Origin of the sequence: Pseudomonas sp. DCA-1, from assembly GCF_046523955.1 — a bacterium.
Lineage (GTDB): Bacteria > Pseudomonadota > Gammaproteobacteria > Pseudomonadales > Pseudomonadaceae > Aquipseudomonas > Aquipseudomonas putida_Y.
This window is the reverse complement of record NZ_CP169881.1, coordinates 5,713,803-5,726,707: the sequence shown is the minus strand read 5'-3', so window position 1 is coordinate 5,726,707 and position 12,905 is coordinate 5,713,803. Positions and strand designations below refer to the sequence as shown.

Genomic DNA, 12,905 nt, shown 5'->3' with positions numbered 1-12,905 from the left:
AGTTTCGATTCGCGGCGTCTTGCGCAACTATAGTTACACTCAATCGTCCGTGGCTTCCTGTCCGGCGTGGGTGCGGCTATCATGGGCCACGTTTTTTGCTTACGACCCTGGAGATATCCATGAGCAGCGATCTGATCAAACATGTCACCGACGCCTCCTTCGAAGCCGATGTCCTGAAGGCCGAAGGCGCGGTACTGGTCGACTACTGGGCTGAATGGTGCGGTCCATGCAAGATGATCGCTCCGGTTCTGGACGACATCGCTTCCACCTACGCGGGCAAACTGACCGTCGCCAAGCTGAACATCGACGAGAACCAGGAAACCCCGGCCAAGCACGGTGTGCGTGGTATCCCGACGCTGATGCTGTTCAAGAACGGCAACGTCGAAGCCACCAAGGTTGGTGCGCTGTCCAAATCGCAGCTGGCCGCATTCCTCGACGCCCACCTGTGATGTCAGAAGGCCCCGCAAATGCGGGGCTTTTCTTTTCCTGAGCACTAGACGCAGAAAAAAGCAAGTGTTACATTCGGCCTCGCACTGCTTTTCCAGTGCCCTCTACATGCCGTCGCCGAAGCATCCCTAATTCGAATCAGTACGCGATCCTGTCGCCATCCAGCGGCGCGGCCTCATTAAGCCAGAAGCTTAATTCTCCCTTCTTACATGATTACGTCATTCCCCTTATGAACCTGACTGAACTCAAGCAAAAGCCGATTACCGATCTTTTGGAAATGGCCGAACAGATGGGCATCGAAAACATGGCCCGTTCGCGCAAACAGGACGTGATTTTCGCCCTGCTGAAGAAGCATGCGAAAAGCGGCGAAGAGATCTCGGGTGACGGCGTGCTGGAGATTCTCCAGGATGGTTTCGGTTTCCTGCGTTCGGCTGATGCGTCCTACCTGGCCGGCCCAGACGATATCTATGTATCGCCCAGCCAGATCCGCCGTTTCAACCTGCGTACCGGCGACACCATCGTCGGCAAGATCCGCCCACCGAAGGAAGGGGAGCGTTACTTCGCCCTGCTGAAGGTCGATACCATCAACTTCGACCGCCCGGAAAACGCGAAGAACAAGATCCTGTTCGAAAACCTGACGCCGCTGTTCCCGAACAAGCGCCTGAAGATGGAGGCAGGTAACGGCTCCACCGAGGACTTGACCGGTCGCGTCATCGACCTGTGCGCCCCGATCGGCAAAGGCCAGCGCGGCCTGATCGTTGCCCCGCCGAAAGCCGGTAAGACGATCATGCTGCAGAACATTGCGGCCAACATCACCCGCAACAACCCCGAGTGCCACCTGATCGTCCTGCTGATCGACGAGCGCCCGGAAGAAGTGACCGAAATGCAGCGCACCGTGCGTGGCGAAGTGGTCGCTTCCACCTTCGACGAGCCACCAACCCGCCACGTGCAGGTTGCCGAAATGGTGATCGAGAAGGCCAAGCGCCTGGTCGAGCACAAGAAAGACGTGGTTATCTTGCTGGACTCGATCACTCGACTGGCACGTGCCTACAACACCGTGATCCCGAGCTCCGGCAAGGTGCTGACCGGTGGTGTCGACGCTCACGCCCTCGAGAAGCCCAAGCGCTTCTTCGGTGCTGCGCGGAACATCGAGGAGGGCGGCTCGCTGACCATTATCGCCACTGCGCTGGTTGAAACCGGCTCGAAGATGGACGAAGTGATCTACGAAGAGTTCAAGGGCACCGGCAACATGGAGCTGCCGCTGGACCGCCGCATCGCCGAGAAACGTGTGTTCCCGGCCATCAACATCAACCGTTCCGGCACCCGCCGCGAAGAGTTGCTGACCGCTGACGACGAACTGCAGCGTATGTGGATTCTGCGCAAGCTGCTGCACCCGATGGACGAAATCGCCGCCATCGAGTTCCTGGTCGACAAGCTCAAGCAGACCAAGACCAACGATGAGTTCTTCCTGTCGATGAAGCGCAAGTAAGCTTCCCGATCAGGCAGTAATTGGGGCCGCCTTGCGGCTCTTCGCGGGCACGCCCGCTCCCACAGGTTAAATACAATCCTTGTGGGGGCGGGCGTGCCCGCGAAGGGGCGCAAGGCGGCCCCAGTGCATTTTTGCCCCCAAACAGGCCTCGAACGGCGCTACACTCTGCACCCCGACCGATACGGCCAACACGAGGCTCCTGCATGCAGTATCGCGACTTGCGCGACTTCATCCGTGGCCTGGAACAGCGCGGCGAACTCAAGCGCATCCAGGTACCGATCTCCCCCGTCCTGGAAATGACCGAGGTCTGCGACCGCACCCTGCGCGCCAAGGGCCCGGCATTGCTGTTCGAAAAACCCACCGGCTTCGACATTCCCGTGCTGGGCAACCTGTTCGGTACCCCGGAGCGGGTGGCCATGGGCATGGGCGCCGAGTCGGTCAGCGAATTGCGGGAAATCGGCAAGCTGCTGGCCTTCCTCAAAGAGCCCGAGCCGCCCAAGGGCCTGAAGGACGCCTGGTCGAAGCTGCCGATCTTCAAGAAGGTCGTGTCGATGGCGCCAAAAGTGGTCAAGGACGCGGTGTGCCAGGAAGTGGTGGTCGAGGGGGATGATGTCGACCTCGGCGCCCTGCCGATTCAGCACTGCTGGCCTGGCGACGTGGCGCCGCTGATTACCTGGGGCCTCACCGTTACCCGTGGCCCGAACAAGGACCGCCAGAACCTGGGCATCTACCGCCAGCAGGTGATCGGCCGCAACAAGGTGATCATGCGCTGGCTCAGCCACCGTGGCGGCGCCCTCGACTACCGAGAGTGGTGCGAGAAGAACCCCGGCCAGCCGTTTCCGGTCGCCGTGGCGCTGGGCGCTGACCCTGCGACCATTCTCGGCGCCGTGACCCCGGTACCGGACACCCTCTCCGAGTACGCCTTCGCCGGCCTGCTACGAGGCAATCGCACCGAGCTGGTCAAGTGCCGCGGCAGCAACCTGCAGGTACCGGCAACCGCCGAGATCATTCTGGAAGGGGTGATCCACCCGGGCGAAATGGCCCCGGAAGGCCCGTACGGCGATCACACGGGCTACTACAACGAAGTGGACAGTTTCCCGGTGTTCACCGTCGAGCGCATCACCCACCGGCAAAAACCGATCTACCACAGCACCTACACCGGCAGGCCGCCAGATGAGCCGGCCATTCTCGGCGTGGCGCTGAACGAAGTGTTCGTGCCGATCCTGCAGAAGCAGTTCCCGGAAATCACCGACTTCTACCTGCCGCCGGAAGGCTGCTCGTACCGCATGGCGGTGGTGACCATGAAGAAGCAGTACCCAGGCCACGCCAAGCGCGTAATGCTGGGTGTGTGGTCGTTCCTGCGACAGTTCATGTACACCAAGTTCGTTATTGTCACCGATGACGATATCAACGCTCGTGACTGGAACGATGTGATCTGGGCCATTACCACGCGTATGGACCCCAAGCGTGATACGGTAATGATTGACAACACCCCGATCGACTACCTGGACTTTGCGTCTCCGGTGTCGGGGCTGGGTTCGAAGATGGGCCTGGACGCTACTCACAAGTGGCCGGGCGAGACTACACGCGAATGGGGCCGGGTCATCGTCAAGGATGAGGCCGTCACCCGCCGTATCGATGAGCTGTGGGATCAGTTGGGAATAGATTGATGCAGGTAACGTTGCAGCCGTCCGGGGCGGTGCTGGCGCTTGAACCCGGGGAACGGATCCTGGATGGAGCACGGCGGCTGGGCTATGACTGCCCAAACAGCTGCCGCAATGGCAATTGCCATGTTTGCGCCGCGTTGTTGGTTGAAGGACGGGTTCGCCAGGATGGCGAAGTCCGCGACCATGGCGAGTTGTTCACCTGCATTGCCGAACCGCTGGAGGACTGCGTGTTGCTCTGGGACGGTGTGCTTGCCTTGGGCGAGCTGCCAGTGCGCAAGCTGGCGTGCAGCGTCAGTGAGTGCGTCGACGTCGGTGGCGACGTCTGGCGGGTGCGCCTGCGTGCGCCTGCCGGCAAGCCACTGCGCTACCATGCAGGGCAATACCTGATGATCGAACGTGAGGGCGGCAAGCAGGCGGCCTTCTCGCTGGCGTCCGCGCCACATGCCGGGCGCGAGCTGGAGCTGCATGTGCTGGCGCGTGAACCCAGTGCGGTGCAACTGATCGACCAGCTCAGGCGAGATGGCCTGGCGCGCATCGAAATGCCGTTTGGCGACACCCACCTGGCCGAGCTGCCAGACGGGCCGCTGGTGCTGATTGCCGCCGGCACCGGCATGGGCCAGATGCACAGCCTGGTTGAGCACTGCCGGGCCCAGGGCTTCAAGCACCCGGTGCACCTGTACTGGGGAGTGCGCCGGCCTGAGGACTTCTACCAGATCGAGCACTGGGACGAATGGCTGCGCCTGCCCAACCTGTTCCTGCATCAAGTGGTCAGCGACCTGTGCGGCTGGGAAGGCCGCTGCGGCATGCTGCATGAAGCGGTATGCGAAGACATTGCCGACCTCAATAGCGTGCATGTGTATGCCAGTGGCTCACCGAACATGATCTACGCCACACTCGACGCCCTGGTCGAAGCTGGTATGGATGCGCACCGCATGCGTGCCGATGTGTTCGCCTACGCGCCGCGCGGTTAATAACCGAAGTTTGAAAGTATGGGTATAAGGCGGTAATTATTACCGCCTTGGCCAATAACTTTCACCGTTGCTGAAACAGTACTTTCCAGTCGTCGGAGCCGTGCATGAAACGCGTGCTCAAGGGCTTGAGTATTCCTGTAATTCTGGCCTATGGTTACTGCAAGCGCCCTTGGTAAAGCGGCCTCGGGCCGCAGCGTAATCGAATCTCGCTACCTCCGTAGTTCACAGGAATAATGGCGGCAGCTTATGTCGGCTCTTGAAAGTATGTCTTGGGAAGTTTCATACCCTCCAGCACTCGATTTCGGTCAGCAACATACTCGCGAACAGTTGTTCAGCTCCATGAAGACAACCATGTCCAGGCATCAGGGCGGGCCGGTGTGGCTGTTTGCCTATGGCTCGTTGATCTGGCGCCCGGAATGCAATTCGGTGGAGCGTCAGCGCGCGCGGGTACATGGTTATCACCGTGGCTTGTACCTGTGGTCGCATGAACATCGCGGCACCCCGGAAACCCCCGGCCTGGTGTTTGGCCTGGACCGAGGTGGTTCCTGCAGCGGTTTTGCCTACCGGCTGGATGAGCGCAATCTAGACGACTCACTGATGGCCCTGTGGCAGCGCGAGATGCCGTATCCGGCCTACCGGCCGCACTGGCTCCACTGTCGCCTGGGCGATGGTAGCAAGGTGCAGGCCTTGGGCTTTGTGCTGGAGCGGCATTTGCCGTGCTATGCCGGCAACTTGCCGGATACTTTGCTCAGCCAGATCCTGGCCAGTGCCAAGGGGCGTTATGGCACCACGCGCGACTATGTCGAGCAGACCTTGAATGCACTGCGCAGTCACCAGATGCCCGATCGCAATCTGGAAGCGCGATTCAGGCGTTGCCATAATCTGCGCGAAGTGTGAACAACCAGCTCCGGCCTCTTCGCGGGTAAACCCTGCGCGGTCGCCTGTAGGAGCGGGTTTACCCGCGAAGGGGCCGGGCCTGCCGGCCAATTCCACCCGCCGTTAACCGTTGCCGTCACCACCGTATTCGCGGTACTGCCTTACCTGGCCAGCACCACCAACTTACCCACAGCCTGCCGTTGCCCCAGCTTCTCTATAGCAGCCCCGGCTTGTTCCAGTGGATAAGTCTGCGACACCAGCGGCTTCAACTTGCCCTCGGCATGCCAGGCAAACAGCTGGCGGAAGTTGGCGGCATTGTCCTCCGGCTGGCGCTGGGCAAATGCCCCCCAGAACACGCCCAGTACCGCCGCGCCCTTGAGCAGCACCAGGTTGGCCGTCAGCTGTGGAATGCTGCCGCTGGCAAAACCCACCACCAGCAGCCTGCCATTCCAGGCCAACCCGCGCACCGCTTGTTCGAACAGCTCGCCTCCGACCGGGTCGTAGATCACGTCCACGCCTTGGCCGCCGGTCAGACGTTTGATTTCTTCGCGCAGGTTGGCCTGGCTGTAATCGATCAGTTCATCCGCCCCGGCAGCCTTGGCCACGGCCAGTTTCTCGGCGCTGCTGGCCGCCGCGATCACCCGCGCGCCCATGGCCTTGCCGATCTCCACCGCCGCCAGGCCGACCCCACCGGAAGCGCCCAGTACCAGCAGCGTCTCGCCTGCCTGCAACTGGCCACGCTGGCGCAGGGCGTGCATCGAGGTGCCGTAGGTCATGCCGAAGGCCGCAGCGGTGGTGAAGTCCATGCTCGCCGGGATCGGCAGAACGTTATAGAACGGCACCGCCACTTGCTCGGCGAACGCACCCCAGCCGGTGAGCGCCATGACCCGGTCGCCTACCTTGAACGCACCGGCCTTTTCACCGATGGCGGCCACCACGCCCGCTGCCTCTCCACCGGGAGAGAACGGCAGCGGTGGCTGGAACTGGTACTTGCCTTCGATGATCAGGGTGTCGGGGAAGTTGACCCCGGCAGCGTGCACGTCCAGCAGGATCTCGTTTTTCTTCGGCAGTGGGCTGGCCACCTCTTCCAGCACCAGGTTGCGCGCTGGACCCAGGGTTTTGCACAACACAGCTTTCATCGGGGCTATTCCTTTGCGGGTAGTGGCCGATAAGTGTAGGAGGGCCGCTTGGTGGGTCAACGAGCATGGCCCGCCCTGATGGGGCGGCATAAGCCCGGGCTTGGGTTTGAGCGGTGTGCTGGGTAAGCTGGCGCCAATTGTATTGAGGAGCGAATTCGTGAAAGCGTGGATCTTGATGGTGCTGGCGCTGCTGCTGCCGGCTGCGGCCATGGCCGAAGAAGCCAAGGAAGGGGCGCCCAAGGTCGCCTACATCAGTCTGAGCCCGCCCTTTGTTGGCAACTATGCGCTCGACGGCAGCCCGCGGCTGCGCGTGTACAAGGCTGACGTGGCCCTGCGCGTGACGGGTGACGAAGCGGCCAAGACGGTCAAGCACCACGAACCGCTGATCCGTAACCAACTGGTGGCATTGTTCACCCAGCAGACGGTGGACAGCATGAGCAACGTCGAGGCCAAGGAGCATCTTCGCCAAGAGGCGCTGAAACAGGTGCAGCAGGTACTGGAGGCGGAAGAGGGCAAGCCGATCGTTGAGGACCTGCTGTTCAACAACCTGATCGTGCAGTGACCTGAAACAGTGTGAGGTCCATCACTGGTAAGTCGGATTGAATTCAGGCTTACCCCGTGTGTAGGACCCTTCTGTCTTTCCTGTAAGCCATGCTGGGTCAAGTGCGACATGATCTACAGGGTGGCTACCTCCAGATTGGACACCAGCAATTACAGAGCCGGGCAGGTATATGGCGATGACAAGTCGACCTGTCTGTGAGTAGGGCGCCGAAAGGCGCCCTTTGTCTTTGTGCCAGTTTTCCAACTTTCGGCGGACGCTCGCGCATGCCTTCAGGACGCCAGGGTACGGCGGAACCGCGCGAGGGCCACGCTGAAGAACACCAGGCCGATCAGCGTCAGCACCAGGATATCCGGCCATACCACCGCCCACCCGGCATCCCGGAACAGGATTGCGGCACTCAGGCTGACAAAGTGCGTTGAGGGTGACCCCTGCATCACCCACTGCAGCCACTGCGGCATGCTGTCCAGTGGTGTGCTGCCACCGGACAGCAACAGCATCGGGATGATCACCGGGATCGCCAGCAAGCCGAACTGCGGCGTCGAGCGCGCCAGGGTGGCGAGGAAAATACCCAGCGCAGTGCTGGCGAACAGGTACAGCGCGGTCACGGCCAGGAACAGCCCCATCGAGCCAGAAAGCGGCACGCCCAGTGCACCTTTGACGACTACCACCAACGAAATCCAGGTGCAGATCACCACCACCAGCGCGTTGCTGCCGATCTTGGCCAGCATGATCTCCAGCGCGGTCAGCGGCAGCACCAGCAGGTGGTCGAGGGTGCCGTGCTCACGCTCGCGCAGCAGCGCGGTGCCGGTGAGGATGATCGCCAGGATGGTGATGTTGTTGACGATCTGGATCACTGCCAGAAACCAGCCCCCCTCCAGGTTGGGGTTGAACAGCGCCTTGGGGTTGATTAGCACCGGGCTTTGCACGTTGCCACGCTGGCTGTAGTCGAGCAGCTCGCGCTCGAAGATGCGGCCGATGTAGCCGGCGCCCATGAATGCTTGGCTCATGGCCGTGGCGTCGACGTTGATCTGCAGCTCCGGCGAGCGCCCGGCCAGCAGGTCGCTCTGAAAGTTCACCGGTATGTTGATGACGAAGGTGTACTGGCCGCTGTCCATGGCCTGGTCCAGGCGCTGCGGAGGCAGCGGCACGGCTGGCTGGAACTCGGGCGGTTGCAGGGCTTCGCTGAGCTTGCGCGAGAGCAGGCTATGGTCTTCATCCACCACCGCCACGCTGGCGTTGTGTACGCCGATCACCGAGCCGGCTGCCGGCATGTAGATCGCCACGCTGAAGGCATATAGCAGGAACAGCAGCAGTACGCTGTCATGGCGCAGGCTGGTCAGTTCTTTCAGGCCCAGGCGCAGGGTGTGGTTCAGGCGCGACATGTCAGGCCTCCTGTTTCTTCAGCATTGCCAGGCTCAGGCCAGTGAATGCGGCAAAGAAACTGAGCAGGATCAGGCACTGCGGCCACAACTCACGCAGGCCTAACGCCTTGGTGAAGGTGCCGACTGCGATGTCGAGGAAGTAGCCTGCCGGGAACAACTGGCCCATCACCGCTGCCGCGCCGTCTAGCGACGAACGTGGCACGATCAGCCCGGAAAACTGGATGGTCGGCAGGCTGGTAATGATCATGGTGCCGAGAATGGCGGCGATCTGGGTGCGGGTGAATGCCGAGATCAGCAGGCCCAGGCTGGTGGTTGCCAGCAGGTAGGCCATGCCGCCACACGCCAGGGCCAGTACGCTGCCCTTGAGCGGTACGGCGAACAGCCAGCGGTTCATCGCCACCAACAGCGCCAGGTTGACCAGGCTCACAGCCAGGTAGGGCATCTGCTTGCCAAGCAGGAACTCCAGGCGGGTGAGGGGTGTGGCGTAGAAGTTGGTGATGGAGCCGAGCTCCTTCTCGCGCACGATGCCCAGCGCAGTGAGCATGGCCGGAATGAAGGCCAATATCAGCGCCATTACGCCAGGGCCGATGGCGTTCACGCTGACCACATCCTGGTTGTAGCGGAAACGCGTTTCCAGGCGCACCGGGTCCTGGCGTGGCTGCGGTTGTGGGCTGGCCTGTGCCAGTTGCTCCAGGTTGGCCTGGTGCACGGCTTCCACGTAGTTGCGGCTGGTTTCTGCGCGGAACGGCATGCCACCGTCGAGCCAGGCGGCCACCACCGGCTGGCGCCCTGCATACAGGTCGCGGCCAAAGCCGGGCGGAATCTCCAGTGCCAGTTTGATTTCCGAGCGTTGCAGGCGTTGGTGCAGCTCTCTGCTGTCGCGGATTGGCGCTTGTTCAGCGAAGTAGCGTGAGCCACGGAAGGCTTCGAGGTAGGCGCGACTTTGCGGGCTCTGGTCCTGATCGTGCACGGCGAAGGCGAGGTTTTCCACATCCAGTGAAATGCCGTAGCCGAAGATCACCATCATGAACAGTGCACCCAGTAAGGCAAAGGCCAGGCGCACCTTGTCGCGCAGCAGCTCCTTGCCCTCACGGCCGGCCACTGCCAGCAGGCGGCGCAGGCTGAAACCCTGGCGTAGCGGCAGGGTGGGGGTGGACGCCTGTTCCAGCACGCTGCTGTCGGTGGCGGCTGGCGCCAGCTCCTGGGCCTGCTCCAGGCAGCGAACGAACGCGTCCTCCAGCGTGGCGCCCTGGTACTGATGCTGCAGGGCATCGGGTGTGTCGCAGGCCAGCACCCGCCCGGCGTGCATCAGCGAAATACGATCGCAGCGCTGGGCTTCGTTCATGAAGTGGGTGGAGAGGAAAATGGTCACGCCCTGCTCGCGGGACAGCTCTACCAGCAGGCGCCAGAAGTCGTCGCGGGCGGCGGGGTCGACGCCGGAGGTCGGTTCGTCGAGGATCAAGACTTCCGGGCGATGCAGAACCGCCACTGCCAGCGACAGGCGCTGGCGCAAACCAAGGGGCAGGGCGCCAGACGGTTGGTCGGCGATAGCGGCGAGGTCGAAGCGCTCGATCAGCTCATCGATGCGCTGGGCGCTCTCGGCTTTGGGCAAGTCGAACAGGCGGGCATGCAGGGCCAGGTTCTGCCGGGTGCTGAGCTCGCCATACAGAGAGAAACTCTGCGACATGAAGCCGACCCGCTTGCGTGTGGCCAGGTCGCTGGCGTCCACCGGGCGACCCAGCAGGCTAGCGCTGCCCTCGCTGGCCGGCATCAGGCCGGTGAGCACCTTCATGGTGGTGGTCTTGCCGCAACCGTTGGAACCCAGGAAGCCAAAGATCTCCCCTCGGCCAATGGCGAAACTGACCTTGTTCACCGCCGTGAAGTCGCCAAAGCGCAGAGTCAGGTCGTGTGCCTCGATGGCGACCGGGCCGTCCGTGGCTTGGCGCGGCGGGATTGCCAGTGGTTGATGCTGCGCCTTGCCCGCGCCCTGGTAGTGGGTAAAGGCGTCATCCAGCTTGCCGCTGGGGGTTACTGCAGCCAGTTCGTGGCTAGGGCCGGCGGCCAGCAAGTGGCCGCCATCGAGCATCAGGCAATGCTCGAACTGTTCGGCTTCTTCCATGTAGGCGGTAGCCACCAGCAGGGTCAGTTGCGGGCGTTGTGCGCGAACCTGCTCAACCAGCTCCCAGAAGCGCCGCCGCGACAGTGGGTCGACGCCGGTGGTCGGCTCGTCCAGGATCAGCAGGTCTGGCTCGTGGATCAGCGCGCAGCAAAGGCCCAGCTTCTGCTTCATGCCACCCGACAGCTTGCCGGCCGGGCGCTGAGCAAAGCGCTGCAGGTCGGTGGCCTGCAACAGATTGGCCATGCGCTGCTCACACTCGCGGCGGCCCAGCCCGAACAGGGTGGCGAAAAAGCGGATGTTCTCGCTGATCGACAGTTCCGGGTACAGGTTGTTGCCCAGCCCCTGCGGCATGAACGCTACTTTGGGGTATAGCGCGGTGCGATGGCGGCGTTGGCGGATCGAGCCGCCCAGCACCTGCAGCTCTCCCTGCTGCAGGCGTTTTACGCCGGCGATCAACCCCAGCAGGGTCGATTTACCGGCCCCATCGGGGCCGATCAGCGCGCAGCGGGTGCCCACAGGCAGGCTGAAACCTAGCGGGTGCAGGGCTATGAGGTCGCCGTAACGGTGGCTGATGCCTTCGGCCAGCAGCGCCGGGGCGTTCATTGCAGGTTGGCCGGCCAGTCCACCTCAGCCGTGCGTACATAGCCGGCGCCTGGCATGCCTGGCTTGGCTTGCGGCACGGCGCCCGGGTCGCTCAGGCGCAGTTTGACCCGGAACACCAGCTTTTGCCGTTCGTCGCGGGTTTCCACCTGTTTGGGGGTGAACTGGGCCTTGGCTGCGACAAAGGCCACCTTGGCCGGCAGCGCGCGCTCGGGCAGGGCGTCGAGCACGATGCGCGCCTGATCGCCTACGGTCAGTCGGCCGCTGGTGGACGCAGGCAGGTACAGGTTCATGTACTGGTCGCTGGGGTCGATCAGCATCAAGACCCGGCCGCCGGCACCCAGCACTTCACCGGGTTCGGCCAGGCGCAGCTGGATGATGCCGTTGATGGGCGCACGCAGGCTGCTGTCATCGATTTCGCTGGTGAGTTGGGCGACTTGCGCCTCGGCGGCACCGATTGCAGCCTTGATCGCTGCCAGTTGGGCGCGGGCGGCGACTACTGCTGCGTTGGCCGTGTCAAAGCGCGCCTGCTGTTGGTCGAGCAACTGCTGGCTGGCGTACTTGCGCTGGAAAATTTCGCGCACGCGCTTGAGCTCCTGGCTGGCCAGCAGCAGTTCGCTCTGGCGCAGTTGCACGCTGGCCTGGGCGGCGGCGTAGTTTTCCCGGGCGCGCAGCACTTCGGCTTCGGCCTGGCTGCGCTGGGCTTCCATCGTGCGGGTGTCGATGCGTGCCAGTAGCTGACCACGGGTAACGTTGTCGCCTTCATCGACCAGTACTTCGGCCAGGCGACCTGGGATCTTGCTGGCGATCTGCACTTCGGTGGCTTCAAGGCGGCCGTTGCCCATGCTCAGGCCTTCGGGCAACTGGTCGTGGAGCGACTTCCAGTACCCCAGCCCGCCGGCTGCAACGAGCAGTGCGATCAGTGCAGTGGCGAAGATTCTAGGGGCGTATCGGTTCATCGATCTGCATCCTTGCGGTCATGCACAGTCCATCATGCCTGACGGCCATGTATGGCGTGTTGATATTGGTCAAGCCCTTGACCTTAGCTGCGCATTCAGCGCAACGCGACAATCACCGCCCATTGCTCGGGCGTTACCGGCATGACCGACAGGCGGCTGCCTTTTTGCACCAGCGGCAACTCGACCAGCCCAGCCTGCTGTTTCAGCCTCCCCAGTTCCAGCACCCTTGGGAAGGTTTGTACGTGGGCCACATCCACTGCGCTCCACGGGTTCTTGTCGGTCGTGGCCTTGGCATCGTGATAATGGCTTTCCGGGTCCAGCGCGGTAGGGTCCGGGTAGGCCGCGCGGGTGATTCTGGCAATGCCGGCGATGCCGGGTTGCGGGCAGCTGGAGTGGTAGAAGAAAAATTCGTCACCTACGCTCATGGCCCGCAAAAAATTACGCGCCTGATAGTTGCGCACGCCGTCCCAGCGCGCTTCACCCAAGCGTGCGAGGGCTTCGATGGAGAGCTCGTCGGGCTCGGATTTCATCAGCCAGTAGGCCATGAATGCTGCTCCTGAAAAGGTTTGAAATAACCTGTTGCACGAAACCGACAGCCGGTTGGCGTCAAGGTTTGCGTGCGGACGCATGTTGTCGGAAAATGCGCACCGTTTAAAGCGCGTGCACCGGCGGTACCCAGAATATCGCCGAGTAC

11 protein-coding genes are annotated in these 12,905 nt (G+C 62.5%); 6 read left to right on the top strand and 5 right to left on the bottom strand.

The window, feature by feature from the left end:
- The first annotated feature begins 119 nt into the window (after positions 1 to 119).
- From trxA to ACE4QZ_RS26810, 5 genes are all read left to right on the top strand, one after another.
- A complete protein-coding gene (trxA, locus tag ACE4QZ_RS26830; RefSeq protein ID WP_021783523.1) occupies positions 120 to 449 on the top strand; it encodes a thioredoxin TrxA in 330 nt (109 codons plus the stop codon).
- Positions 450 to 676: 227 nt separating this feature from the next.
- Positions 677 to 1,936, top strand: a complete 1,260-nt coding sequence (rho, locus tag ACE4QZ_RS26825; RefSeq protein WP_003253661.1) for a transcription termination factor Rho — start codon at positions 677 to 679, stop codon at positions 1,934 to 1,936.
- Between the two features lie 203 nt (positions 1,937 to 2,139).
- The gene (gene ubiD, locus ACE4QZ_RS26820) at positions 2,140 to 3,606 is read left to right on the top strand and encodes a 4-hydroxy-3-polyprenylbenzoate decarboxylase (RefSeq protein ID WP_020192776.1); all 1,467 of its coding nucleotides are present in this window, start codon (positions 2,140 to 2,142) and stop codon (positions 3,604 to 3,606) included.
- Positions 3,606 to 4,574 carry a CDP-6-deoxy-delta-3,4-glucoseen reductase gene (locus tag ACE4QZ_RS26815; RefSeq protein WP_021783524.1) on the top strand — a complete coding sequence of 323 codons (969 nt, stop codon included), beginning with the start codon at positions 3,606 to 3,608 and terminating at the stop codon, positions 4,572 to 4,574. Before ubiD ends, ACE4QZ_RS26815 begins: the two co-directional genes overlap by 1 nt.
- Before the next feature lie 246 nt (positions 4,575 to 4,820).
- Positions 4,821 to 5,471, top strand: a complete 651-nt coding sequence (locus ACE4QZ_RS26810) for a gamma-glutamylcyclotransferase (protein WP_021783525.1) — start codon at positions 4,821 to 4,823, stop codon at positions 5,469 to 5,471.
- Between the two features lie 140 nt (positions 5,472 to 5,611).
- Here ACE4QZ_RS26810 and ACE4QZ_RS26805 read toward each other — a convergent pair whose 3' ends face one another.
- Positions 5,612 to 6,589, bottom strand: a complete 978-nt coding sequence (locus tag ACE4QZ_RS26805; RefSeq protein WP_021783526.1) for an NADPH:quinone oxidoreductase family protein — start codon at positions 6,587 to 6,589, stop codon at positions 5,612 to 5,614.
- 157 nt (positions 6,590 to 6,746) lie between these two features.
- Here ACE4QZ_RS26805 and ACE4QZ_RS26800 point away from each other — a divergent pair, with 157 nt between their 5' ends.
- The gene (locus ACE4QZ_RS26800) at positions 6,747 to 7,151 is read left to right on the top strand and encodes a flagellar basal body-associated protein FliL (protein WP_021783527.1); all 405 of its coding nucleotides are present in this window, start codon (positions 6,747 to 6,749) and stop codon (positions 7,149 to 7,151) included.
- A 269-nt stretch (positions 7,152 to 7,420) separates the two neighbouring features.
- Here the strand turns inward: ACE4QZ_RS26800 and ACE4QZ_RS26795 are convergent, their stop codons facing one another.
- From ACE4QZ_RS26795 to ACE4QZ_RS26780, 4 genes are all read right to left on the bottom strand, one after another.
- Positions 7,421 to 8,533: an ABC transporter permease gene (locus ACE4QZ_RS26795; protein WP_028698228.1), complete on the bottom strand. Its 1,113-nt coding sequence runs from the start codon at positions 8,531 to 8,533 to the stop codon at positions 7,421 to 7,423.
- A gap of 1 nt (position 8,534) precedes the next feature.
- Complete coding sequence (gene rbbA, locus ACE4QZ_RS26790) at positions 8,535 to 11,255, bottom strand: ribosome-associated ATPase/putative transporter RbbA (protein ID WP_021783529.1); 2,721 nt, start codon at positions 11,253 to 11,255, stop codon at positions 8,535 to 8,537.
- On the bottom strand, positions 11,252 to 12,211 hold the full coding sequence (locus tag ACE4QZ_RS26785; RefSeq protein WP_021783530.1) for an HlyD family secretion protein: 960 nt from the start codon (positions 12,209 to 12,211) through the stop codon (positions 11,252 to 11,254). Before ACE4QZ_RS26785 ends, rbbA begins: the two co-directional genes overlap by 4 nt.
- A 95-nt stretch (positions 12,212 to 12,306) precedes the next feature.
- Positions 12,307 to 12,756, bottom strand: coding sequence for an EVE domain-containing protein (locus tag ACE4QZ_RS26780; protein WP_010955729.1), 450 nt, complete (start codon positions 12,754 to 12,756; stop codon positions 12,307 to 12,309).
- Positions 12,757 to 12,905: the final 149 nt, after the last annotated feature.

Bases quoted from the DNA above. Each gene is read 5' to 3' on its own strand.
- trxA (WP_021783523.1), top strand. From the start codon at position 120: ATGAGCAGCGATCTGATCAAACATGTCACCGACGCCTCCTTCGAAGCC.
- rho (WP_003253661.1), top strand. From the start codon at position 677: ATGAACCTGACTGAACTCAAGCAAAAGCCGATTACCGATCTTTTGGAA.
- ubiD (WP_020192776.1), top strand. From the start codon at position 2,140: ATGCAGTATCGCGACTTGCGCGACTTCATCCGTGGCCTGGAACAGCGC.
- ACE4QZ_RS26815 (WP_021783524.1), top strand. From the start codon at position 3,606: ATGCAGGTAACGTTGCAGCCGTCCGGGGCGGTGCTGGCGCTTGAACCC.
- ACE4QZ_RS26810 (WP_021783525.1), top strand. From the start codon at position 4,821: ATGTCGGCTCTTGAAAGTATGTCTTGGGAAGTTTCATACCCTCCAGCA.
- ACE4QZ_RS26805 (WP_021783526.1), bottom strand. From the start codon at position 6,589: ATGAAAGCTGTGTTGTGCAAAACCCTGGGTCCAGCGCGCAACCTGGTG.
- ACE4QZ_RS26795 (WP_028698228.1), bottom strand. From the start codon at position 8,533: ATGTCGCGCCTGAACCACACCCTGCGCCTGGGCCTGAAAGAACTGACC.
- rbbA (WP_021783529.1), bottom strand. From the start codon at position 11,255: ATGAACGCCCCGGCGCTGCTGGCCGAAGGCATCAGCCACCGTTACGGC.
- ACE4QZ_RS26785 (WP_021783530.1), bottom strand. From the start codon at position 12,211: ATGAACCGATACGCCCCTAGAATCTTCGCCACTGCACTGATCGCACTG.
- ACE4QZ_RS26780 (WP_010955729.1), bottom strand. From the start codon at position 12,756: ATGGCCTACTGGCTGATGAAATCCGAGCCCGACGAGCTCTCCATCGAA.